The organism is Shewanella sp. AC91-MNA-CIBAN-0169 (genome assembly GCF_040310165.1).
In the GTDB taxonomy this organism is placed as follows: Bacteria; Pseudomonadota; Gammaproteobacteria; order Enterobacterales; family Shewanellaceae; genus Shewanella.
The window spans coordinates 17,529-40,367 of record NZ_JBEOPM010000002.1 but is presented as its reverse complement, the minus strand read 5'-3'; the positions used below and the strand labels follow the sequence as shown (position 1 = coordinate 40,367).

The window sequence follows — 22,839 nt, the reverse complement described above, 5'->3', positions numbered from 1 at the left end:
AACAGCCTAGTCGCGCAGCGATCCTAGCAGGACGAAGTCCGCTCTAGCAGTGACGAAGTCACGCCCTCTGGCGAGCCTGCGAGTTCCTAGAATCTAGCACCTAGAACCCGATAACAAATAAGTCCATAAAGCGGTTTACTGGCGTGGCCTCTAGCGTGGTTTGATCTTTACACACAGTGAAGATCGTTTGGCACTGCTGGTTTGGGAAACGTGATGCTAAGTTCGCTTTGAATTTCAGCTCCAATAGCGGCATTCCTTCCTTACGACGGCGGCGATGACCCACTGGGTATTCTACAACCACTTCTTCTGTACTGCTGCCATCGTTAAAGAAAACCTGAATCGCATTGGCGATAGAGCGTTTATCCGCTTCTAAATACTCTGCCGTAAAGCGCTTATCTTCGACAATCTCCATTTTGTCACGCAGCTCATCGATGATGGGATGTGCGCCGTGAAATTCGTCTTCATAATGGTCGGCGGTCAAACTGCCGAACACCAACGGAACCGCAATCATGTATTGCAAGCAATGGTCGCGGTCCGCAGCGTTGGCAAGCGAACCCGTTTTTGAAATAATGCGAATGGCTGACTCGTGGGTGCGGATCACAATCTTGTTAATTTCCGCCAAACGAGATTTTACCTGAGGATGTAGTATAACCGACGCTTCTGCGGCGGTTTGCGCGTGAAACTCGGCAGGAAAGGAAATCTTAAACAAGATGTTTTCCATCACATAAGAGCCATAATCTTGGGAAAATGAAAACTGACGTTCAGCCTGGGGTTTGAGCGCTTGGTCTTTATTGGTTTTCGAGAAGGAGACATTGTAAAATCCCCATTGTGGCGCGGTTAACACGCTTGGTATACCCATTTCACCGCGCATTGACATGTTGGCCAAACAAACCGCTCGTGAGGTGGCATCGCCCGCAGCCCAAGATTTACGAGAGCCCGCATTTGGTGCGTGACGATAGGTGCGCAGTGCACCACCGTCGGCCCAAGCTTGAGATATTGCCGCCATGATTTGCTCTCTGTTGCCGCCCATCATTTTAGTAACAACCGCAGTGGAGGCCACTCGTACTAATAATACGTGGCATAAACCAACCCGATTAAACGAGTTTTCTAGCGCAATCACGCCTTGAATTTCATGTGCCATGACCATCGCTTCAAGTACTTCTCGCATCATGAGAGGCGGCTCGCCATTTGACAGTCTAACTTGAGATAAATGATCCGCCACGGCCAGAATGGCGCCTAAATTATCCGATGGATGCCCCCATTCAGCTGCTAACCAAGTGTCGTTGTAATCGAGCCAGCGAATGATACAACCAATGTCCCACGCGGCTTTTACCGGATCGAGTGTCAGCGATGTTCCTGGCACTCGGGCGCCATTTGGCACCAATGTGCCTTGTACGATAGGTCCGAGGTGTTTGGTGCACTCAGGAAAGCGCAGCGCGAGCAGCCCACAACCTATTGTGTCCATTAAACAGTTACGAGCGGTGTCGAGAGCTTCTTCGCTGCAGACTTCAAACGTTAATACATAATCAGCAATATCTTGGATGACATGGTCGTAATCGGGACGATTGTTAATATCTACATTACTACTCATTTTGAATCCTTATTCGTTTGATTTGTTATTTGCTGCTAGGACGCTTCGCAGCTAGAGGCTATAAAATCTTAGCAGCGAAGCTGCCCCTATACCAGCGATGACAAACTAAGAGCCTAGAGCGCTGCGTTGCTAAGACGCTCTGAGGCTGGAGGCTGGAGGCTATAAAATCAATAACATGGATGGGTTAACAGCGTGTCACGGAAGTGATTGCACTTGGGGAGCACAACTGGGTAAGCATGCGATCGGGCATTGCTAAACAATATACTTTTGGAACAACAATAACCGGTCAGATGTGGCGGCGGGACTTGAACCCGCGTCCATAAAAAATCCCTGCTGGCATTCCTGCCTGCGGGGATTTTTTGTTAATCAGCCACAAGCTGATTAATGGTCACTTATAACAATTAGATTAATCGTTATTAGCTTTGTTTTTTCACAAACTTCGATTTCAGCATCATTTGGCCATTGCCATCGACTTTACAATCGATATCGTGGTCGCCGTCGACAAAGTGGTTGATCACTGCTTTAGTGCCGACTTTAAGCACGAGTGATGAACCTTTTACTTTAAGGTCTTTGATTAAGGTGACTTTGTCGCCTTCTGCTAATAAATTGCCGTTGGCATCTTTTAAAATGATGGCGTCTGGATCAACCACTTCTTCATTTGGGTTCCATTCATTGGCGCATTCTGGGCAAATTAATAATGTGCCGTCTGAATAAGCATACGGAGACTCACATTTTGGGCATGGCGGAATTACATCACTCATATCTTTACTCTCTGTGTTCTTTGCAGTTGTCGAACAAATAAATTGCGCTAATACGCAGTTCGACAGGCTTTATCGATTGGCGTGAGATAGAAAAGTATCTATCCTGCCGAATATTGTAATTACATTATAATGCCATTATCACAAATTGACTACCCTAGGGCAATAAACCAGCAGATCTACTCACCTGCTAGCGTAACGACTAGCGTAGCAATTTGCATAACCACTCGCGTCACCAATAGCCTAACAATTGGCGAATTAAAGCTTAGCTTTTTACCTGTGGGTTCGGACGACTTTGATTGTCAGCAAAACTCACATCATGCTTTTCGAGGTATTCGCGAATAAGCTGACGGGTGACTTGTGATGGGGTGAGATCTTGCGCAGCACACAGTTGTTCAAATGCCTGCTTTTTTAGCGGGTCCATTAATACAGTAAAACGTGCAGTTTTATTTTCCACAGTGGCTAGCCTTTCATTACGACATGATAATTTGATTATAATCCAGTGTGTGGCTAAAGACCATATTCTGGATTTTTTATTCGCCGTACGATTAGCTCGAGCCATTCACTCAGGCGATTCACTCGAGCTAAGAAACAACTACGTAGGTTAAACCTAATCATGTCTTAGCACGAGTGTGTTTATCTGTTAAGCAATGCTCGCTAAACGGGGTAACAGCGCTTTAAAACTCGGTCTTGTTGATGAACTATGCTGCAAGCAATCTCGCACTAACTGGCGCAACATTATCGCTTGTGGTGTGTTTGGGTTATCGATGAGGTTTAGCATGTCATCGACCAAATAACCAAATGCCCTAACCTCAATAGCTTGCATTAATTGCAAATGCTGTGGGGTGAACTGCTTTAAATTTGAGGCGGCACCAAAGTCACCAAACAGCACGTTATCGTGGGTATTTATCATGATGTTGTGGGCATAAATATCACCATGGCTTATACCATTTTGGTGTAAATGAGCCAAAATATCAGCCATTTGGCTGGCAATATGAGTAATGCGCGCCCAGGTAAATACCGTTTGCGCTTCAAAAGTGTCACGGCTACAGGTTTGCAACGACGGCGGTAAACCTAAATTACCGTAGCTTGGTGGAATAAGTTGCATCACTAAACCCAGTTGTTCTGGTTGATTAATTTGTGCCACCACATTAATCAGATTAGGGTGCTCGCCAGCGGTTAAGCAACAATCAAGCTCATCTGCTGGATAACCATCACTGGTCACCATGCCCTTAAACAACTTAATTGCGACATCAGCGTCGCTGCTAAAGTTTGCCTCAACTGAGTTTTCTGTATGGTGAGTTGCTTGATAAATCAATCCTGATGCACCCTGCCCGAGTAACTGACCTAAGGTAAACTGGGTTAATGGCACGATAGGTACGCGAGTATTATCGCAATGTTCTACATGACTAAACGCGTTACCTGCAAAAGCCAACCAGGCTAAGTTAGGTAGCTCAAATAACCAATGTGGTAAGGTGGTAAGCTGGTTAGCCGATAAACGGATAAGAGCCAATTGATGACAATTAGCCATGCTATTAGGCAGTGCGGTTAATCGGTTACCCGCTAACGCGAGTTTTTCCAGACGATGACATTGGCCTAAACTGTCTGGCAACTGCTCAATGTGGTTATCGGTTAATATTAACCAACGGGTTTGCTTTGGAATGGATGCTTCGGGTACGGTGCGAATTTGATTAGCTTTAAAACCTATCATTTCGAGCTTTGGACACTGGCCTAATACTGCTGGCAGATGATCAAATAGGTTATTCGACACAAACAAGATTTTAAGTTGATGCAAGTCAGCAAAGTTATCGGGCAATGACGATAATTGGTTATTGCCAAGATCGAGCACTTCTAGGGTATCGGCTAACTCAAACAGTTTTACAGGAAATTCCGTCAGTTGTTCTGCGATACTGACCCGTTGATAACCCAGTAACAAACCATCATTTAATTGTTGCAGTGTTTGCATCATGTTTCTCTTTGCCGAAAATTGTCGACATAGTAATAGAGTGCACTCACTGAGACAAATTTCTGCCAAAAAAAAGACCACAGCAAAAGCTGTGGCCAAGACGGATGCTAAAAAATACAAATTGGGGTTGATAGTTTTAGCGCCATTTCTAGCATAGAAAATACTGCTTAGAAATGGATTCCTACAAACTACGTTTGACTAACCTCTGCTGAAATCAGTAACGTAAAACAACAAACTAGGTTAAATCAATTCCGTTAACATGGTGTCGGCGTATGCCACTAATTCGCCGCCATCACGCACTTTTGCCACATAATCTGGATTAGCAATAAATGGACGGCCAATCGCCAACAAATCAAACTTATTGTCGCTAATGGCTGCACTGCCCGTTTCGGCGGTATAGCTACCTACACCCACTAACGTGCCAGTGTAAACACTGCGTAGGTAGGTCGATATGCTGCCACCTAAGTAATCAAACTGCATTGAGTCGTCAAAAATACCGCCATGTAAAAATGCTAAATTGCGTTTAGCCAACTCAGGTAATAAATAGTCAAACACGCCACGGTCGCGAGGATCGGCTGCCATATTAAAATAGGCACCAGGAGATACTCGAATAGCGGTGCGATCTGCGCCAATTCTAGCCACAATAGCGTCAACCACTTCTAAGGCAAAGCGTGACATATTTTCAGGAGTTTGGCCGTATTCGTCTTCACGACGGTTACTGTCATGATGTAAGAATTGATCAATCAAATAACCATTTGCAGCATGAATTTCGACGCCATCAAAACCAGCATCAATCGCATTTGCAGCGGCTTGAGCATAGTCAATCACTAACTGCTTGATATCATCTAACGTGGCAGCCTTTGGCGTTTGGTAAACTAATTCGCGCATTCTAGGCACAGTACCTTCTACAGCTTGAGCAGAAGCAGATAACACGTCGCCACCATCAAAAAAGTGTGAGTGTGCTACACGGCCAGTGTGCCAAAGCTGAGAAAAAATTTTGCCATCATTTTTGTGCACCGCATCGGTCACTACGCGCCAGCCGTCGATTTGAGCTGGAGTAAATAAACCAGGGGTATTTGGGTAGCCTTGCGCATCTGGACGGATAATTGTCGCTTCACTGATTATTAAGCCTGCTTCAGCACGGCGAGCATAATAGTCTGCAATAGCTTGAGTAGGAACAAGATCATCATCCGCCATACAACGCGTTAATGGTGCCATTAAAATCTTGTTTGATAATGTTAGGGTGTCATTGAGTTTGTATGGTGTAAATAAACTTGCCGTCATGTGACGATCTCCTTTCTTGAATATACATTCAAGATTAATCTTAATTGAATACACATTCAAGTATTTTTTGAATAATCGATCAAATTTAGTTAGACTCGAGCGTTATGAGTTATCACGCTTTGATGTTGACCAGAAGTGACCAGATATGAGACACGCTGAATTTAATAGAGAAACGGTTTTACGTGCTGCCATGAGCACCTTTTTAGTGAATGGATACGCTAAAACCAGCATGCAAGATCTCACTAAAGCAACGGGGCTACATCCGGGGTCAATTTATTGCGCTTTTGACAATAAGAAAGGCTTGTATATTGCGGCTATTGAGCAGTACCAACAAGATCGCAATGAACAGTTTCAGCAATTGTTTGCTAATGACCGTTCAGCAGTAGACAACTTAGGGGCTTATTTAGCCTTAATTGTACAAGAATGCTTAAGTTGTGATGCTACTCAGGCGTGTTTACTGACCAAGTCACTCAGTGAGATGGGCGAGCAAGATGAGCAAATTAAACAAATGACTTGTCAGTTTTTGCAGCTATGGCAGCAGTCATTAGTAATGGTGTTCGATACAGCAAAAGCGCAGAAGCTAATAGCTCAAGACTGTGACAGCCAATTTTTAGCACAGTATTTAGTGATGGGAATTTACGGTTTACGAACGGTAGCTCACACCCAGCCTCATGAGCAAGTATTACAGCCTTTAGCTGATAAACTGTTAGCCGACTTATTACGCTGCGAGACGGTAAACTAGCATGCCTAACTCTTGCCGTTAGCTCATGCGTGAAAGGCAACACATACAAAAATTACAAAAAAAAAGACACTTTACGTGTCTTTTTTTTACTTAAGATTCATTTAATTGTCTATTTTGCTCATAACTCGTTGCGAATAAACTCGCTCACCCAGTGAGTTAAGTATTTTGCACTCGCCTTCTAATACCGCAATAATAGATTTACCTCGACGAAATGATTCAGGGATCATTACACGTCCAGTTTGGCTGATTTGCAGATCGGTCATCACAGCATTATGCATTTCTAAACCCACAGGGGCTTCGTAATACAAAATAGTCACTGTCGCATTTGACGTTTGACCTTCAGCAGATTCAGATTTCATATTCGGACTCTCATTTCTAGCATATTGATTAAGTGTAAAAATGATATTGATCATCTAACTCATCAATACATCTCAGGGTAAAAGGATGAAACAATGGACTTTCAATATTGAGTTCTCCCAATAGAGGAGTCGTTTCTCTTATTTTTATATTTCGGCTTTATACGACAATATATTATTAAATTGTATTATTGATTGAAGGCTCTTGATACATAAACTTAACACATCTGATGTGTAAATATGAATACTTATGCCTGTAAGTGCGAAGCACTAACACTTTATTATGCAGTATTTACACTGTAAACAAGCCTATTAAACCTCATCTCGGGATGAGAAATAGGCCAACGCAAAAAGTCAGACGATTTCACGAGGGTCATCGCAAACGTTTTTGTTGCCTTATAAACAACACCAATTTACTTGGCAATTGCAGATCTATTGTACGTGAATGCAACCTAGTGACTAGGGCAAAGGACTGTTTGATAACCTTTTATTATTTTGCTACAAGGTTATTTATGCAAAATTTAGAACCAGCACCTAAACAGCACCACTTATTCCTGCTAGAATCGGTGACAATTTTTAGCCTTTAAACATTTAATAAAACGAGATTAAGATGGGCAGAGCATATCAAAATAAAAAAGAGTCCATGGCGAAAACCGCTGGCCAAAAGACACGAATTTACTCACGTTACGGTAAAGAGATTTATATTTGCGCTAAAGGTGGCGTCGACCCAGATGGCAACCTAGCACTACGTAGCTTGATTGCCCGCGCGAAGAAAGATCAAGTTCCTGCACACGTTATTGAACGTGCCATTGAAAAAGCTCGTGGTGGTGGTGGTGAAGATTATGATACCGCCCGCTATGAAGGTTTTGGTCCTGGCGGCTGCATGGTGATTGTTGACTGCTTAACAGACAATGGTAATCGCACATTTACTCAGGTTCGCCAAGCATTTGTTAAAAATGATGCCAAGTTAGGTAGCCCTGGTACTGTTGGCCATATGTTCGAACATCAAGCCGTTTTTGTGTTTGAAGGTGAAGACGATGAAGCCATTCTTGAATTGCTTATGATGGCCGACGTCGACGTTGCCGATGTAGAGCTAGAAGATGGCATCATCAGCGTATTTGCACCCGTATCTGAGTTTAACAATGCGCGCACTGTGTTAACTGAAGCCTTTCCAGAGATAGACTTTAAGGTAGAGAATTTAGCATTTGTGCCACAAACAATGACTGAACTTACTGGAGAAGATATTGAAAGTTTTGAAAAGTTCTTAGCCGCTCTTGATGATTGTGATGACGTTCAGAACGTTTACCACAATGCAGACATTAACGACGACGAATAACTCAAACTTAGGCTGTTAAAGTGTTCTAAGCCTACGTACTAGAACACTTTGCAGCTTGTTTCTATTAAAGCCGTCACGTCATTTTGTCACTCTCAAGATCCACAACCTAAACGCCTCAATGTTAAAATGCCAAGACGCTTCGCTGATAAATTCTATAAAAACGATAATGCTGAAACGCTAAAAGTTCAACAGTCTAAAACAATCCCCTTCCCGCTTTATTTTGCTATAGCTTTATGTTGCTATAACTTTTTAGTGATTTACGTAAGTGAAGCATGCGCTTTTCATCGTTGTTATCTGCCTAATAATACACCGAACACTTTATTAGCAATGCATTAGGGGTTATCACCCTTACCGATGTTACCACTTTGATTACTTTAAGCATGATCAAAAAAGATCATTGGATAATAGCTCATTTCATGTCACTCTAAATAATACTCTTTATACATGTTATTTTTGAATAGCTAACATCGCTAAAATCAATTCAAATGTCATATCGGCACCAAACATTTAAAGGATGACCCATTGCTAACATTCATTAAAAATGAAAGTAAAAGTAACGGAGAACTTCAGCAAACTCACGTTATATCCCTGTTTTCATTGGTCGGAATGTCGATGACTTTTGTGATGGGAGTAATAAGCTTATTTAACAGTAATCATGTGTTAACCATCACTCTATTTGTCTCCAGCATTATTTATTGTTTGGCTTACGTGGCGCTAAAAAAATACAACAAGCTTAACCTTAGCTCTTTTATTATCATTTACTCGTTATATTTACTGATGTTCTATTTGGTGTTTACTGGCGGGGTGGAACAAACCGGTCCATTGTGGATATTTATTGTGGCGCCAGTTTCCGTTTATGTACTGGGGTTAAGTTATGGTCTGATTAACCTGCTATTTTTCATAAGTGTTGTCGCTATTATTATGTTTTCACCGATAGAGATGCCTCAATATGCAACCTATTCAACTGAGTTTAAAGTCCGGTTAATATTGTCATTTTTAACCACCACCTTTCTCTCTGCGTTATATGAATACTCAAGAATGTTATCCTACAATAGTGCGCTGAAGCTCAGTAAAAAATATCAACAACTCGCGTTATCAGATCCATTAACGACACTGGCTAACCGACGTAATGCGTTAACTATTTTACAGCAGGAAAAATCAAGAGTATCAAGAAACAACGAATCATTATCCGTTTTGCTGTGCGATCTTGATCATTTTAAAATGGTCAATGACAAATACGGTCATAATTGCGGCGATATCGTGCTTACCGAGCTAGCGCAAGTGTTTAAACAAAGTGTGAGGCAACAAGATTGCGTTGCACGCTGGGGTGGTGAAGAGTTTCTGTTTATTCTGCCGCAAACCTCGGCGGAACAAGCTTTTATCATTGCTGAAAAAATTCGTACTAATGTACAACATCATAAGGTGCTTTTTCATAAGCAAGAGATTAGCCTAACCATCAGTATGGGTATTTCACAGTTAACCGATAACCAAACTATTGATGAGCTTATTAACAATGCCGACAGATATTTGTATCAAGCAAAAAAGAATGGCAGAAACCAAGTATATCCTCAGTAAGCAGGCTCTATCGACCTATGAGCCGATTGGAGTGTTTTCCATCACATAAATGTTGTACTGTTTTATATCCAACAATAAATGCTAAATGCTAGAACGCTTCGCGGCTAGATTCTATAAATGCGATAGCGCAGATGATTTACAAACTTAACAAGCTGCGATGAATGTATTGATGCTTTACTGCGCTTAGCTTTTTAGCAATGCAGCGTTCTAGCAAGTTGAAGTTAGCTTGAGTTGCTAGGTTGTTATGACTGGACAAGGTTAGTTTTTATGATGCTCTAACAAAAAACGCAGCCTAGGCTGCGTTTTGGATATCGTTGAATAAACGACTAGGGTTAACGGTTAACGTAAGTCCATTTCTTGAACTTTTTCGTAAGCGATTTCAGGTGCAGTTACATCTGGTTTTTCATGTAAATCTGCTTTTAATTGGCCTTTACGATGCTTTAGTGCCGCATCTAATTTTTTAGCGGCGCTCGTGATAGCGGGATACATGACTAAGTCAGTACCTTTGGCAGCAATGCGAGTTCCTTCATAGTTAGTTCTAATTTCAACATCATATTCACCATGCTCTTTAGCTATGATGATATCTAGCGAGATAAGCGTCGGGAAATGGCTAGCTATTTTAGCGAATTTTTCATCTACGTGTTGTTTGACAGTATCAGTAACATCAACATGGTGACCAGAAAGATTTATTTTCATAGATTATCCTTAAAAGAATTTACTTGCCAAATGTATTGCGTATTACAATTGCATGCTGACATAAATAGTGTTGTTGTACAAATGCAGGCTGACATATTTAGACATGGAACGTGTGCTTTGTATCACAAGTGCTCAAGCCTATAATGTGTTTTATATCTACTTGTATACTTTAACAGCGACAACATTGATAAACGTGCATGGGGTATATCTAATTGACCTAACCCTTACATTGATTAAACATCAGATTACTGATTAAGTATAGACACAATTTAGTCCCAAAGGTTGCAACTTTTGTGTTGTTTACACAAGTGATGGTAAACCAATCAATTAACCACTAAAAACAGTTAATTTATAAGCAACTATACTCATTTTATTTTTGTAGACTTAGCTAAATTAAGTCGAATTAATCATTAACAGGAACATTTATGACGACTAATCAGCTCCAAATTGACATTATTTCCGACGTAATGTGTCCGTGGTGCATTGTCGGTTATCGCCGACTTGAACAAGCATTGAGCAAATTTGATGATTTAGAAGTTACATTGCAGTGGCATCCGTTTGAGTTAAATCCAGCAATGGGGCCTGAAGGGCAACATTTAGGCGAGCACATTGCTGAAAAATACGGTTCAACACCTGAGCAAAGTGCTCAAAATCGTCAACGGTTAACCCAAATGGGTGCCGATTTAGGCTTTGAGTTTAACTTTTCCGACTCATCACGTATTTACAACACGCTACTGGCCCACCAGCTACTGTATTGGGCTGCCGAGTCTGGTAAGCAAACTGACTTGAAATTGGCGCTGTTTAGCAGCTATTTTACTGAGCAGAAAAACCCAGATGACATTGAAGTACTCATTGAAGCTGCAGCAAAGGTAGGGTTAAATGCTGATGAGGCTCGTGCTGTGCTCACCGACAAACGCTTTGAAGCTGCTGTAAAAGAGGAAGAGCAACTGTGGATCAGCCGCGGAATTCAAGCCGTACCGGCCATTGTGTTTAATCAACAATATTTAGTGTCTGGCGCACAAGATCCCGACACTATTGCTGAGTTGATTACCAAACTGACTACAGAAGAAGCTTAAGCCGTTTTCATTAAAAAACAAAACCCAGCTTTAGCTGGGTTTTGTTTTTTACGAGGCAATCACTTAAGCCTAGTTCAACTTGGTAACTAATAAGGTTGGCGATTCAGTGCTTGAACCTGTCACCGTAAAGCAATAGGTACCGACGCTTGTGGCATTAAAGTGCATGTTGGCGCCTTTTTCCACTAAGGTTTTCAACAGCCCTTCAGTCACAGCGTCATCACCGGCTATTGCGCTAAAGTCAATTGTCGACCAATCTGCTGTCGCTATTTTAAATTCATTATCATCGGTAGCTAACGCAATATCGACGTGGTAGATGGCATAACACAGCACATATGCATTGATTACCAATAGATAGTCTTTCGTTGTTTTAAAACAGATAGTTAAATAGCAATAAATCCATCTAAAAAGCTGATTTAAATGGTATTTAAATCGCTTTAATGGAAAAGGCTTTATCAATTTTGTTTGTATCGATTTCGCCACATGTAGTGGTCGTTTCGGTTTGACTATTTAGCTCAAATTAATGGACATTAAGGTACGCCTAGTGTTGAATCAATAGAGATGTGTTACCGTTTGGTGAGTGACCGCTTTTCAGGGTAATACACGCTAAATTAAGTTGTTATAAACACCACTTTTATGTGGTTTGGGGAGTACAAAATGGGCTTTAAATTAACGGTAAATTGGCAGTCTTCACCAAGTGAGGAAGGTGAATTTAATCGCGACCATGAGGTTAAGTTTGGTACAGGGCAAACGATTCAAGCGTCATCAGCCCCTGAATACAAAGGCAATGCCGATAAAGTGAATCCAGAAGAAAGCTTACTGGCTGCTTTGTCTTCTTGCCACATGTTGACCTTTTTAGCGATTGCCCATTTAAAGCGACTGCCTGTTGCCAAATATGTTGATAATGCTACTGCTGATTTAGGTAAAAATGAAGCAGGTAAAGTCGCCGTGGTTAAAATGACATTAGTGCCTAAAGTGACGTTTGCAGAAGGGATTGAAGTTGACGCAGAAACGTTAGCGAAGATACATGAAAAAGCCCATGCAAATTGCTTTATTGCTAACTCATTAGCATGCGAAGTTGAAATAAAGCAGTAAGATTTTTTTACTGTTTTACTGTTTTACTGTTTTACTGTTTTACTGTTTTAAAGTATTAAAGTTTTAAAGTTTTAAAGTTTTAATAATAACCCTCTCAACATGACGCTGAGAGGGTTATTATTTATTGGTTTACTGAAGCCAATTTAAAGTTATTTGGCTTTTATGTCAGCTGCTTTACCTATTTTTGGCATTGGCAAGCCTTGTAATGGCGCAATAGGTTGTTGTACTAGTTCATCTTTCAAATAACTGATAGCAGCATCAAGTTGTGCATCTTTACCGCTAAAAGTGGCATAAGGTAAGTTATCGACTTCAATGTCTGGCTCAACCCCGTGACCTTCAACAACCCAACGCCCATCGATGGCATATTGTGGGTATTCTGCCACTCGTGCCATGCCTTTATCGGTCACCGAATTGCGACCCGATAACCACACTCCAGCGCCCGCAGTTTGCTTACCGATAATAGGCGCAATGTTTAGCGCTCTAATTCCGGCAGAAAAAGTCTCACCATCTGAGTAGGTCATTTGATCGGCTAATATCACTAAATGGCCTCTAAAGGTTTGCTGCATGTTTGCGTTGGTGCTGCCATGAGTTGGCTGCCAAAATGCCCATGCACGGCGTAACAGTTTTTCGATAATCCAACTGTCGATATTGCCACCACGATTGCGACGAACATCGATGATTAAGCCATCTTTGTCGTAATTGGTATAAAACTCGCGAGCAAAGCTTTCGACATCACCGCTGCCCATGGCATACAAGTGTAAATAACCAATATTCCCTTTAGAGGCTTTGGCCACTTTGTCGCCGTTATGCTCAACCCAATCAAGGTAACGCAGCTTGGCATCGGTACCTATATCATGGGGGGTGACTATGGTATTGATGACTGTTTTACCACGGACTAAACCGAGCAACACCTGCTTGTTGCCTTGGTTTCGCAGTAGTTGAGTCACATCGGCAATGTTAGTAATTTTCTTACCATTGATGCTCGCAATCACATCACCTTCTTTCGCATCAACCTCAATACGGGCTAATGGGGATGCCGACAACGGCAACTCAGGGTCGGTTTGATAAATATGGCTTATCACCACACCTTTATCGGTTTGTGTCAGCCTAGCCCCTAATGCAGCGGCTTTGGCTGCATCGGCATCTTGGGCAATATCGCCACCTCGTACTTGTGAATGTAATGAGTTCAGTTCACCCATCATTTGGGTGAAAATATCATTCAGCTCATTACGATCGGTCAGTCTGTCTACCAAAGGTTGATATTTAGCTTTAGCTGCTTGCCAATCTACGCCGCGCATTTTTGGATCAAAAAACGAATCGCGATGCATTAACCACGCATCTTCAAAAATTTGTTGCCATTCTTGCTGCGGAGAAATACTTAATTGCCATTGGTCGGTGCTGACTTTGGCGCGCGATACATCGCTGGGTAGTTTGTCACCGGCATCGACAATCATAAGGCTTTTAGGATCAGACTGTTTGCGCAGCATGATTTTACTGCCATCTTTTGATAACGAATATTGGCCTACATCTTCACCAAAGGTGTCGACTTTAATATTAAGCGGGTCAAACTTAATCAGTTTTAGCTCGCTTTTATCTTGGCTGCCATCTAATAAATACAGCTTATCTTTGGTTGCGGTTAAGCTATTGTAGTTACCTGCATCAACTGGCACTTGCCATAAGCGTTGGTTTAATCCGTCCCACTCTACTTTGACTTTTGCTGGGGTGTCTTGGTCTTTACTGTCAGCTTTTTTAGCGTCTTTGTTAACGGTAAGCTCGGTTGGTTTGGCAAACGAAAATGATGCTTTAGCATCTAATGCTAAGGCAAACACTTGAGTGCGTTTATCAAATATCGGCCCCATGTTACGGTCGCCCCAAGGCGAACCAGGGTTGGCTTTAAATTCGCGGTTAGACAAGAAATACAACCATTTACCGTCGTGGCTAAAACTAGGCGAAAAAGACTCGTATTTGTCTGTAGTCAAGGTTTGTAATTTTGACTCGTTAATGGAATACAACACAATTTGCGGACGTTGTTTGCCAATCTCAGCCTTGGTTAGCGCAATAAATTGACTGTCGCCAGACCATTTTATGTCTTGGTAAGGGCCTAAACCTTCGCCATTTTTAATGATTTTTTGGTTATTGTTGCGGCTTAAATCAAGTAACCACACATTACCCATGTAATCGTCATGCACTAAATAACGGCCATTTGGTGATAACGATAAACTGGTGCGTAAAGTGCTGCCATCTTTAGTAAGTTGCTTAGCACCGGCAGAACCGTCGGCAGGATATTGCCAAATTTCTTGTTCGCCAGACGCATCGCTAATGCCATAAACCCATTTGCCGTCATCACTTAATAGTGCATCACGTACACGACTATCGGCGGGTGAATCTATTTGCACTAAACGACGACCGTCGTTGCTGGCAATAGCTACATGGCTACGGGCCGTTATGACGACGTTATCGCCTTGATGAGAAAATACTGTCGAGGTGGCGTAATCCATTGGGTCGTTAACCCACTGTTCGCGGCGATGCGTAAAGTCGCTGGTAAGCTCAATGGCTACTGTTGATTCCGCAAGATCGGCTAGATTAAGTAACTTAATGTCGGCGCCCTGCTGAAACACAATACGGCCATTATTAAGCTGGGCGTCACGCACTTGCCAGTCGGAATATTGAGTGTGTTGCTTAATGTCTTTGCCATCTAGGGTCATTGACCAAATGTTGTCATTGCCAGATTGATCACTGACAAAGTAAACACGTTGGTTCCATAGCATTGGCTGTTTAACCGAGCCTTCATGGGCGTTGGTTAACTGTTGTGCTTCTTGTTTACTGCCTAACTTATAACGCCAAATTTCGCCTTTAGCGCCGCCGCGATACACTTTGACATTGTCGCCGCTAACTTGCAGACCAAATTGGGTAAAATAAACATATTCACCTTTATCATCAATGGTGCCTTCGACTGCGTCAGCTAACGGTAAATCGGTAATGGTTAAGGATTGTGGGTCAACGGTTTTAAGCACCCAAAAGTTAGCCGGGCCAAAGGCGTTGTCGGTTGAATACAATATTTCGCCAGATGCCGTCCAACCTTGCAGACGTACTCGGCTGTTTTCAAAGCTCACCCGTTTAGCTACGCCGCCTTGAATCGGCATAACATACACTTCGGTAGCGCCTTCATAATTGGCAGTATATGCCACCCATTTACCGTCTTTAGAAATGGTTGCGTCCAACTCTTCAGCAGCTAAACTGGTTAAGCGGCTGGCTTTAGTTTGGTTATTGTTTTGACTGAGTTCAGTGGTCCAAAGATCGCCTTCGGCAGTAAACACTAAGGTTTGATCGTGTAATGCAGGAGCGCGGTAATAGCCTTGATTAGAGGCGTTGGCGAATATCAATGATGAACACGCTAAAGTGCCTAGTGCCAACATACAATGCGCAACGGAGCGACGAAGTTTCATGGTGAGGAGCTTCCTTATAAAGTCGATAATTAGAGATAACGCGTTATCGAGTAGGCTATTTTTATTGATTGATTCACGTTATCAGAGTTATGCCAATTGTTGCAGTACAAAAATGTAACGAACCTCTACAGGGAACAAAAAACGGCTAAGCAATAATTGCTTAGCCGTGGGTATTTTACCGTCTTAGTATTCTGGTATTTTGCTTACTGCGAAGTCAGTTGCAGTACAATTTTATGGTATTGCTCATAAAGTGGATGCGACGGATCTGATAACTCAGGAAAGCGTTGATCTATGGTGATCATATAACGCTCAGCTTGAATCAGTTTATTGTCGACCATTAATACTTTTAAACGAGCCAAGGCAACATCAGCAGTATCTAACTCAATGTCCCCTTTTAACGAACCATTAAATGACTGTTTCACTTGCTGTACCTCCTTGGCATTACTGCGTGATTGCAGCTCTAATGCTTTCTTTTGTGCTTCTGCATTTACTTTGGCAGGTGCTGGCGCAGCACTCATTACCGCGGACGATGTATCTGCCATTTGAGATTCAATGGATCCATTGCTATCAGAGCGATTGTCATCAGATGCTTCACTAATTGCATCGCGATTTCTTGACTGATTATTTACAGGTGCCGATTTCATCGACAATCCCTGCACTGCAATGGATTCTGCTGCTGCGGCATCTTCAACTGGTGATTCAGTTAGTTTAGATACATCCGATGTCGATTTGGCCTGCTTAAATGATGGCTGCTGAGCAGGTACGCTTTGCTCCGAGTCAGTACCAAGGTTTTTTTGCAAACTTGGATTTAATATAAATAATCCCGCCACCAGCAACACTGAGGCAGCACTTGAGTACACCCATGCATTGCGTTGCCAGATTGATTTTTTAGCTGAACTGGCTTTAGATACATTAGCCTCCGAACGCGCCTTGGTTAATATGGCTTCATCAAGTTTTGCAGAAGGTTGCTCTAATGGTTGTTGATGATAAGCATCTTTGATTTCAGTTTGTAATGCAGTGAACTCTGCATCATGATCTTGTTGCTGACTCATAATGTTGTCTCCTGCCTTTGATTAGCAATACATTGCTTAATACTCTGATAAGCATAACGAATACGACTTTTAGTTGCTTCTAAAGTCACATTGGCAATGTCGCTTATCATGGCGGCGGTCATGCCCATTTCAATGTTGAGCAAAAAAGCTTCTTTTTGCACTGGCGGTAACTTAGCAATGCAACCCTTCATCATATCGGCTTGTTGCTGCTGCTCAACTTGCGGCTCGGGCGAAGCTTGATCGTCGGCTTGTAAGCAGTCCATGGTTTGATCTTCGCCAAGCGGGGTCACTTTATCGAGAGGCTTAACGGCTCGCACATGGTCAATCAATAAGTTATGGGCAATTTTATATAACCAAGTGGTGAATTTGGCGGTGACTTGATATTGCCTCGCCGCATTAATCACCTTACCCCAGGTGTCTTGATACAAATCTTCGGCGAGCTGCTGGTCATGTAATTGACGCACAAAATAACGATACAAAGGGCCTTTGTGTTTAAGGTATAAGGCCTCGAACGCGCGAACGTCACCCGCTTGGTAGTCGAGCATCAGTTGCTCGTCACTTCCCACTTGGGGAATTAACGACTCATCCTTAGGGTGTATTGATGTTGGCACCATTTTATCCTTTTTGTGACGCATTTATTGGCTAACCCAACGAGTATCAGGTTCAGTCATCATAACCTGACCTTCGAGTACACTTGCGGTTTTTAGTATTTGTACAAACTCATGGCGATAGCCAAAACGGTCTTGGCCCATTGCAGACTCAGCAAGTGTAATTAACTTAGCATAATCAGTATCGTGGACATAATTATTCTGGTTAAGCAGCTGACCAAAACCTGCAACTGCCGCAGCAAATCTAAAATCGTCACTGGCTTGATGCAAATGAGTCAGCTGCTGCTCACGGTTAATGGGATAGGCGATTAATTGACTGGTTTGTTCGCCAATCGCTTTATAACGCAGCTTTAAATAAGCCACTTCATTTACAGTGTGTTGATGAACTTTAGCATCATCTATTTGCGTTGATTCCGTGGCGGCATAACGCAGCGGATCAACTAGGCGATTATGGCTGTCGTTATAACGGATTTCGTACAGTGCAGTCACAGTATGACCCGCACCAATCTCGCCAGCATCAACGGCGTCGTTATTAAAATCACTGCGATTTAACAAGCGATTTTCGTAACCAATCAGTCGATATTCTGAGACCACTGCGGGGTTAAATTCAATTTGCACTTTAACATCGTGAGCAATGGTTAACAGTGTGGCACTGAGTTGATCAACTAGTACTTTTCGTGCTTCATTTAAGGTGTCGATAAAGGCATATTGACCGTTAGCTTTATTGGATAATTGCTCCAACAAATGGTCGTTATAACTGGCAGTACCCGAACCTAGACCAAAACCAAGCGTTGATAAGCCAATACCCTTTTTGCTTTGACTGGCAACGAAATCGACCAATTGCTGATGATCTGTTATTCCCAAGTTAAAGTCACCGTCGGTAGCTAATATGACTCGGTTACTGCCGTTTTCGATAAAGTGCTTTTGCGCTAATTGATACGCCAACTCAATACCTTGACTGCCGTTAGTGCCACCTTGCGCGTTTAACTGACTTAGGGCTGTTTTAATGGCAGTAAAGTCATTACCAGCGACACCGTCAAGCACTACACCGCTGGCACCGGCGTACACCACAATCGATACTTTATCTTGCGCCGATAATTGCTGACTCAACATCAGCATGGCTTGTTTCAATAATGGCAATTTATCAGCAGATGACATAGAGCCTGACACATCAAGCAGTAACACCAAATTACTCGCACCAAGCTTATCAGGCGCAACATCAAAGCCTTTAATACCAATGCGCAGTAATTGAGTATCAGCATTATACGGTGATGGTGCTAATTCAGTATTAACCCTAAATGGCTGCTCAGTGGTTGTCGGTTCTGGGTAGTCATAGCTGAAGTAATTGACTAACTCCTCTACCCTAACGCTATTCTTTGCCGGCAGTTGGCCTTGACTGATTAATCTGCGCGTAGTGCTGTAACTGCCAGTATCAACATCGATTGAAAACGTCGATACCGGCGTTTCACCTGCTACCATATTGCCGTTTTGTACTAGCGACTCAAATTTGTCATTAACATTAGGTGCTAATAACAAGCTGCGATCGCTTGCGCTGACATGCTGAGGACTCACAATACGCTCCGCCATTGACGATGCCATGACTTTAGCGCTGCGATGCACCTCCTTTGATCCTTGGTATGCATCAGCCTGTGGCTCAGATGCCATCACTAAACCTGCTACCTCAGATAACTCGGGACGCGCTTGTGCAGAGGAATCCGTTTTACTCGCGGATTGAATTTTAGAAGCGGGCTGACTTTGTTTCGCACTGTCTTTGGATTCTTGCGCACAACCACCGATAATAATCGCACTAATCACGATGGCTAATACACTGCGAGTGAGTTGCTTATGGGTATTGTTCATGGTTATTTTCCTCATCTATCGATTGATTCTTCATTTTGGTCACGTCAACAAAGTGACTTTGCATACAGCTAATAACGAGCGCGATGAGCAAAAGGGTTATTGATATAAAATGTGTTTAAGTAGTTTTCGTATTTAGAAACTGAGTGTTAGCCTCAAGAAACACTGAAATGAAGCCAACAGAGCATGGCTTATGCTATTATCTAGCACCTTTTTTATCGCCTTAATATTGACGTTAACCGCCGCTATACTCTAGTGAGCAAATTAACTAAATATACTAATAGAATAAGTACGTTAAGGAGTTAACATGCAAGCCCTAGTTGCTGTTGTAATGGGTTCGAAAAGTGATTGGCCTACAATGGAAGCCGCCGCTGAAATTATGGATAAGTTACAAGTGCCTTATCATGTTGAAGTTGTTTCAGCTCACAGAACACCAGACAAGCTAATGGAATTTGCAAGTTCTGCTGCAGATAAAGGCTATAAAGTCATTATTGGTGGCGCAGGCGGAGCAGCCCATTTACCAGGCATGATCGCCTCTAAAACGCGTTTACCAGTGTTGGGTGTCCCAGTACAAAGCAAGGCGCTATCTGGTATGGACAGTCTATTGTCTATTGTACAAATGCCTAAAGGGATTGCTGTTGGCACCTTGGCCATTGGTACTGCCGGCGCGTTTAACGCAGGTTTATTAGCCAGCCAAATTTTGGCGATTAGCGATGCCGCTTTGGCTGAGCGTTTAGAAGCATTTCGTGATGAGCAAACTCGCTCGATCCTTGATAATCCCGATCCGAGAGAAGACTAATGACGTTGCCAAAAAATCTTTGGGTATTGGGTGACGGTCAATTAGGTGCCATGCTCAGTCATGCTGGTCAGCCGTTAGGCATTAATGTGCGCCCAGTCGATATTATGACGCCATCCGATGCACAATTACCGCTAGAAGCTGACGACATCATTACCGCTGAACGTGAACAATGGCCTGAGTCGCAGTTAAGTTTACAACTCAGCCAACACCCACATTTTATTAATGGTCCTGTGTTTGGCCGTTTAGCAGATCGTTTTAGCCAAAAAAGTCTACTCGATGAATTAGCGGTCGCCACATCACCATGGCAATTAGTTGATGACAATACCAGCACTGAAGCGTTACATAAGGCTTATGGTGAACGGGTATTGTTAAAACGTCGCACCGGTGGTTATGACGGTAAAGGTCAACACTGGCTTAAACAGGCTGAAGCAACAACCATCCCTGCCGATTGGCGCAACGAAGCCATTGCAGAACAAGCGATTAACTTTGATGAAGAAGTGTCGTTAGTCGGCGTGCGCACACAAGATGGCCGCTGCTTATTTTACCCACTAGCACTTAACTTGCATCAAGACGGTATTTTAATGGCCTCTATCGCGCCATTAAGCCGCTTAGCACCTTTGCAAGCAGAAGCTGAAGACATGTTAAGCAAGGTCATGCATGGCCTTGAATACGTGGGTGTGATGGCAATGGAATGTTTCCGTGTTGGTGAACACTTAATGGTAAATGAGTTAGCGCCACGGGTGCATAATTCTGGCCATTGGACTCAAGCAGGTTGCCACATTAACCAGTTTGAATTGCACTTACGTGCCTTATGCAATTTACCTTTGCATCAACCACAAGTGAACTTTCAATGTGTGATGGTTAACCTAATTGGTGTTGATAAAGACGACCGTTGGTTAAGCCTGCCAAATGCTGAACTGTTTTGGTACAACAAAGACGTTCGTGTTGGTCGCAAAGTGGGTCACTTGAACCTGTCAGTGCATAATAAAACGATGTTAGATGACAGTATTAGCCAACTAAAAGCGTGGATGCCACAGCAATATCAAGCACCATTAGATTGGATTTTGGCAGAGTTTGCCCAATAGCTGGGTTAAACAGGCTGATTAAATTAGTTTGTAAAATCAATTAAACAAGTCATCAAATCTGTTTATTCGGACGTTACCTAAAGACACACGAAAAAAGGAGCCTAGGCTCCTTTTTTGTTATTGATTTTTTTGTGATTTATTTTTTGTAATTGAATGATTTTTTATGATTGAATACTTTCTTGTCATTGAATAGCTAGGGCTTTCGCTTAAAAATCGCTAACCACGTCAAATGTGTTCGCAGTGGTCAGTAAGCCGCTGCACAAAGCGACTTATACTTAAGCTTAATCAAAGAATACTCGCCATAACCAAGACGAATCTAAATCATCTTTGCATTGAGTGTATTGCGCAGCGTAGCGTTTTGAACGGGTGTCGACTTTATTGGCTACTGGCGTTAACCATTTTTTGGCTTTATAACTACCACGCTTATAACCGCCCCAGCCTTCGTGATAATTTAAGTATTGGTTTTTAGCATCCCACTTTGATACGCCATTAATTTTATGGGTTTTGTAAATAAACCAGCCCATAAAGTCCATCGCATCATCAAAATCACTACGGCTAGACCAATTGTTACCGGTTTCGCGAACGTAATCGTCCCACGTCATGGTTTTAGCTTGTGCGTAGCCATAGGCATCGCTGGCTCGTCCGGTGGGGATAAAACCTAAAAAGTATTCCATTGGTGGTGCGGCATTATGTTTGAATGAACTTTCTTGGTACATCATCGCTAAAGGGACATGTACTGGAACGCCCCATTTTTCACGGGTATCTACTGCGGCTTCATACCAAGAACGGTGTTCTTTAAAAATAGCACACAGATTATCAGGCTCTTTCGGAGGCGAGGTGGCACAACCTGCTAATGACAGTAATACAATTGCGCTAACGACACCTAAAAAAAACTTCATAACACCTCTACCAGTACCTAAGATATTGATTCTGGGCTCAGTTTTACATCAATTAAAAACCAATGCAATTATCGTTACATTTTTGTTGCATTGTTTTATAAGGGAACACCCATTATTTCAACAATGCGCCTCAAACTGAAAAGACTGAGTGACTCTGATTGAGCACATAATGAATGGAGTGGGTATTATCGTTTCATTTCACATTGATGAGATTCTGTTTGCCAAATGATTGGCTGCCAGTAGTCCTGATTTTGACCAATATAGATTTTATCGGTATTGAATTGAGCGGCAATATGATAGCGCTGATCGAGCTCAACATTAACAGTCAATACTTTCACTTTACGGGCCGATAATGACACTTTTAATTCTGGTGAGTTAATCAGCTCTGCCACTGTAAATGCATGCTCGCCTGGCGATAATAGGTAATTGGGCCTTGAAATAACGGCAACGCCATCCAAGTGAGTGACCACGACACGGTATAAGTTGGCACTGTTATCGGGCGCTAAATAACTCGATACAGTACCGCACTCTACCATTTCATCTGGCGATGAAGCACAGCCATGTAAAGCTAATGCCGCTACCGCTACAAGCAGTGCTCGCCAAGATGAATAAGCTTGCATG

At 42.5% G+C, this 22,839-nt stretch carries 21 protein-coding genes; 7 read left to right on the top strand and 14 right to left on the bottom strand.

The genetic code is table 11. The features are described from left to right. Positions 1-100: 100 nt before the first annotated feature. From prpD to AAEY98_RS02575, 5 genes are all read right to left on the bottom strand, one after another. Complete coding sequence (gene prpD, locus AAEY98_RS02595; protein ID WP_351014814.1) at positions 101-1,591, bottom strand: 2-methylcitrate dehydratase; 1,491 nt, start codon at positions 1,589-1,591, stop codon at positions 101-103. Positions 1,592-2,007: 416 nt separating this feature from the next. Then, positions 2,008-2,352, bottom strand: coding sequence for a zinc ribbon domain-containing protein YjdM (locus AAEY98_RS02590; protein ID WP_011636566.1), 345 nt, complete (start codon positions 2,350-2,352; stop codon positions 2,008-2,010). Between the two features lie 262 nt (positions 2,353-2,614). Beyond that, positions 2,615-2,806, bottom strand: a complete 192-nt coding sequence (locus tag AAEY98_RS02585; RefSeq protein WP_101085561.1) for a ribbon-helix-helix protein — start codon at positions 2,804-2,806, stop codon at positions 2,615-2,617. 186 nt (positions 2,807-2,992) lie between these two features. Continuing rightward, positions 2,993-4,315, bottom strand: coding sequence for a leucine-rich repeat-containing protein kinase family protein (locus tag AAEY98_RS02580; RefSeq protein WP_351015114.1), 1,323 nt, complete (start codon positions 4,313-4,315; stop codon positions 2,993-2,995). A gap of 240 nt (positions 4,316-4,555) precedes the next feature. After that, positions 4,556-5,599, bottom strand: a complete 1,044-nt coding sequence (locus tag AAEY98_RS02575; protein ID WP_162022573.1) for an alkene reductase — start codon at positions 5,597-5,599, stop codon at positions 4,556-4,558. 145 nt (positions 5,600-5,744) lie between these two features. Between AAEY98_RS02575 and AAEY98_RS02570 the strand changes: the two genes are divergently transcribed. Next, positions 5,745-6,341 carry a TetR/AcrR family transcriptional regulator gene (locus AAEY98_RS02570; protein WP_350976760.1) on the top strand — a complete coding sequence of 199 codons (597 nt, stop codon included), beginning with the start codon at positions 5,745-5,747 and terminating at the stop codon, positions 6,339-6,341. A 101-nt stretch (positions 6,342-6,442) separates the two neighbouring features. Here the strand turns inward: AAEY98_RS02570 and AAEY98_RS02565 are convergent, their stop codons facing one another. Then, a complete protein-coding gene (locus AAEY98_RS02565; RefSeq protein ID WP_101085570.1) occupies positions 6,443-6,700 on the bottom strand; it encodes a TIGR02922 family protein in 258 nt (85 codons plus the stop codon). A gap of 607 nt (positions 6,701-7,307) precedes the next feature. Here AAEY98_RS02565 and AAEY98_RS02560 point away from each other — a divergent pair. After that, positions 7,308-8,033 (top strand): YebC/PmpR family DNA-binding transcriptional regulator, encoded by a 726-nt coding sequence (locus AAEY98_RS02560; RefSeq protein WP_059746407.1) that lies wholly within the window; start codon positions 7,308-7,310, stop codon positions 8,031-8,033. 522 nt (positions 8,034-8,555) lie between these two features. Then, a complete protein-coding gene (locus AAEY98_RS02555; protein WP_351014812.1) occupies positions 8,556-9,608 on the top strand; it encodes a GGDEF domain-containing protein in 1,053 nt (350 codons plus the stop codon). Between the two features lie 339 nt (positions 9,609-9,947). Here AAEY98_RS02555 and hpf read toward each other — a convergent pair whose 3' ends face one another. Then, positions 9,948-10,304, bottom strand: coding sequence for a ribosome hibernation-promoting factor, HPF/YfiA family (gene hpf / locus AAEY98_RS02550; protein WP_011636558.1), 357 nt, complete (start codon positions 10,302-10,304; stop codon positions 9,948-9,950). A gap of 425 nt (positions 10,305-10,729) precedes the next feature. Between hpf and AAEY98_RS02545 the strand changes: the two genes are divergently transcribed. Then, the gene (locus AAEY98_RS02545; protein ID WP_101085574.1) at positions 10,730-11,380 is read left to right on the top strand and encodes a DsbA family oxidoreductase; all 651 of its coding nucleotides are present in this window, start codon (positions 10,730-10,732) and stop codon (positions 11,378-11,380) included. A 69-nt stretch (positions 11,381-11,449) separates the two neighbouring features. On the opposite strand, the gene AAEY98_RS02540 is transcribed toward AAEY98_RS02545, so the two are convergent. Then, positions 11,450-11,728, bottom strand: a complete 279-nt coding sequence (locus tag AAEY98_RS02540; protein ID WP_351014810.1) for an early set domain-containing protein — start codon at positions 11,726-11,728, stop codon at positions 11,450-11,452. Positions 11,729-12,034: 306 nt separating this feature from the next. Between AAEY98_RS02540 and AAEY98_RS02535 the strand changes: the two genes are divergently transcribed. Next, a complete protein-coding gene (locus tag AAEY98_RS02535; RefSeq protein WP_351014808.1) occupies positions 12,035-12,472 on the top strand; it encodes an OsmC family protein in 438 nt (145 codons plus the stop codon). 149 nt (positions 12,473-12,621) lie between these two features. Here AAEY98_RS02535 and AAEY98_RS02530 read toward each other — a convergent pair whose 3' ends face one another. From AAEY98_RS02530 to AAEY98_RS02515, 4 genes are all read right to left on the bottom strand, one after another. Further along, the gene (locus AAEY98_RS02530; protein WP_351014806.1) at positions 12,622-15,918 is read right to left on the bottom strand and encodes a S41 family peptidase; all 3,297 of its coding nucleotides are present in this window, start codon (positions 15,916-15,918) and stop codon (positions 12,622-12,624) included. Between the two features lie 203 nt (positions 15,919-16,121). Beyond that, a complete protein-coding gene (locus tag AAEY98_RS02525) occupies positions 16,122-16,970 on the bottom strand; it encodes a hypothetical protein (RefSeq protein ID WP_351014804.1) in 849 nt (282 codons plus the stop codon). Further along, a complete protein-coding gene (locus tag AAEY98_RS02520; protein WP_351015111.1) occupies positions 16,967-17,584 on the bottom strand; it encodes a sigma-70 family RNA polymerase sigma factor in 618 nt (205 codons plus the stop codon). The genes AAEY98_RS02525 and AAEY98_RS02520 overlap by 4 nt, the downstream gene beginning before the upstream one ends. Positions 17,585-17,605: 21 nt before the next feature. After that, positions 17,606-19,438, bottom strand: coding sequence for a vWA domain-containing protein (locus tag AAEY98_RS02515; RefSeq protein WP_351014802.1), 1,833 nt, complete (start codon positions 19,436-19,438; stop codon positions 17,606-17,608). A 304-nt stretch (positions 19,439-19,742) separates the two neighbouring features. Between AAEY98_RS02515 and purE the strand changes: the two genes are divergently transcribed. Both purE and purK read left to right on the top strand, forming a co-directional pair. Next, the gene (gene purE / locus AAEY98_RS02510; RefSeq protein ID WP_101085588.1) at positions 19,743-20,234 is read left to right on the top strand and encodes a 5-(carboxyamino)imidazole ribonucleotide mutase; all 492 of its coding nucleotides are present in this window, start codon (positions 19,743-19,745) and stop codon (positions 20,232-20,234) included. Further along, positions 20,234-21,319: a 5-(carboxyamino)imidazole ribonucleotide synthase gene (purK, locus tag AAEY98_RS02505; RefSeq protein ID WP_351014800.1), complete on the top strand. Its 1,086-nt coding sequence runs from the start codon at positions 20,234-20,236 to the stop codon at positions 21,317-21,319. Before purE ends, purK begins: the two co-directional genes overlap by 1 nt. A 281-nt stretch (positions 21,320-21,600) precedes the next feature. Here the strand turns inward: purK and AAEY98_RS02500 are convergent, their stop codons facing one another. Together AAEY98_RS02500 and AAEY98_RS02495 are read right to left on the bottom strand one after the other, a co-directional pair. Then, positions 21,601-22,218, bottom strand: coding sequence for a transglycosylase SLT domain-containing protein (locus AAEY98_RS02500; protein ID WP_192114465.1), 618 nt, complete (start codon positions 22,216-22,218; stop codon positions 21,601-21,603). A 185-nt stretch (positions 22,219-22,403) separates the two neighbouring features. Continuing rightward, entirely contained in the window at positions 22,404-22,838 is a 435-nt protein-coding gene (locus tag AAEY98_RS02495) for a hypothetical protein (protein ID WP_162022563.1), read from the bottom strand. Between the last annotated feature and the right edge of the window lies 1 nt (position 22,839).

Excerpts from the sequence above, each read along its gene's own strand:
- prpD (WP_351014814.1), bottom strand. The coding sequence starts at position 1,591 with ATGAGTAGTAATGTAGATATTAACAATCGTCCCGATTACGACCATGTC.
- AAEY98_RS02590 (WP_011636566.1), bottom strand. The coding sequence starts at position 2,352 with ATGAGTGATGTAATTCCGCCATGCCCAAAATGTGAGTCTCCGTATGCT.
- AAEY98_RS02580 (WP_351015114.1), bottom strand. The coding sequence starts at position 4,315 with ATGCAAACACTGCAACAATTAAATGATGGTTTGTTACTGGGTTATCAA.
- AAEY98_RS02575 (WP_162022573.1), bottom strand. The coding sequence starts at position 5,599 with ATGACGGCAAGTTTATTTACACCATACAAACTCAATGACACCCTAACA.
- AAEY98_RS02570 (WP_350976760.1), top strand. The coding sequence starts at position 5,745 with ATGAGACACGCTGAATTTAATAGAGAAACGGTTTTACGTGCTGCCATG.
- AAEY98_RS02565 (WP_101085570.1), bottom strand. The coding sequence starts at position 6,700 with ATGAAATCTGAATCTGCTGAAGGTCAAACGTCAAATGCGACAGTGACT.
- AAEY98_RS02560 (WP_059746407.1), top strand. The coding sequence starts at position 7,308 with ATGGGCAGAGCATATCAAAATAAAAAAGAGTCCATGGCGAAAACCGCT.
- hpf (WP_011636558.1), bottom strand. The coding sequence starts at position 10,304 with ATGAAAATAAATCTTTCTGGTCACCATGTTGATGTTACTGATACTGTC.
- AAEY98_RS02545 (WP_101085574.1), top strand. The coding sequence starts at position 10,730 with ATGACGACTAATCAGCTCCAAATTGACATTATTTCCGACGTAATGTGT.
- AAEY98_RS02535 (WP_351014808.1), top strand. The coding sequence starts at position 12,035 with ATGGGCTTTAAATTAACGGTAAATTGGCAGTCTTCACCAAGTGAGGAA.
- AAEY98_RS02530 (WP_351014806.1), bottom strand. The coding sequence starts at position 15,918 with ATGAAACTTCGTCGCTCCGTTGCGCATTGTATGTTGGCACTAGGCACT.
- AAEY98_RS02525 (WP_351014804.1), bottom strand. The coding sequence starts at position 16,970 with ATGAGTCAGCAACAAGATCATGATGCAGAGTTCACTGCATTACAAACT.
- AAEY98_RS02520 (WP_351015111.1), bottom strand. The coding sequence starts at position 17,584 with ATGGTGCCAACATCAATACACCCTAAGGATGAGTCGTTAATTCCCCAA.
- AAEY98_RS02515 (WP_351014802.1), bottom strand. The coding sequence starts at position 19,438 with ATGAACAATACCCATAAGCAACTCACTCGCAGTGTATTAGCCATCGTG.
- purE (WP_101085588.1), top strand. The coding sequence starts at position 19,743 with ATGCAAGCCCTAGTTGCTGTTGTAATGGGTTCGAAAAGTGATTGGCCT.
- purK (WP_351014800.1), top strand. The coding sequence starts at position 20,234 with ATGACGTTGCCAAAAAATCTTTGGGTATTGGGTGACGGTCAATTAGGT.
- AAEY98_RS02500 (WP_192114465.1), bottom strand. The coding sequence starts at position 22,218 with ATGAAGTTTTTTTTAGGTGTCGTTAGCGCAATTGTATTACTGTCATTA.
- AAEY98_RS02495 (WP_162022563.1), bottom strand. The coding sequence starts at position 22,838 with ATGCAAGCTTATTCATCTTGGCGAGCACTGCTTGTAGCGGTAGCGGCA.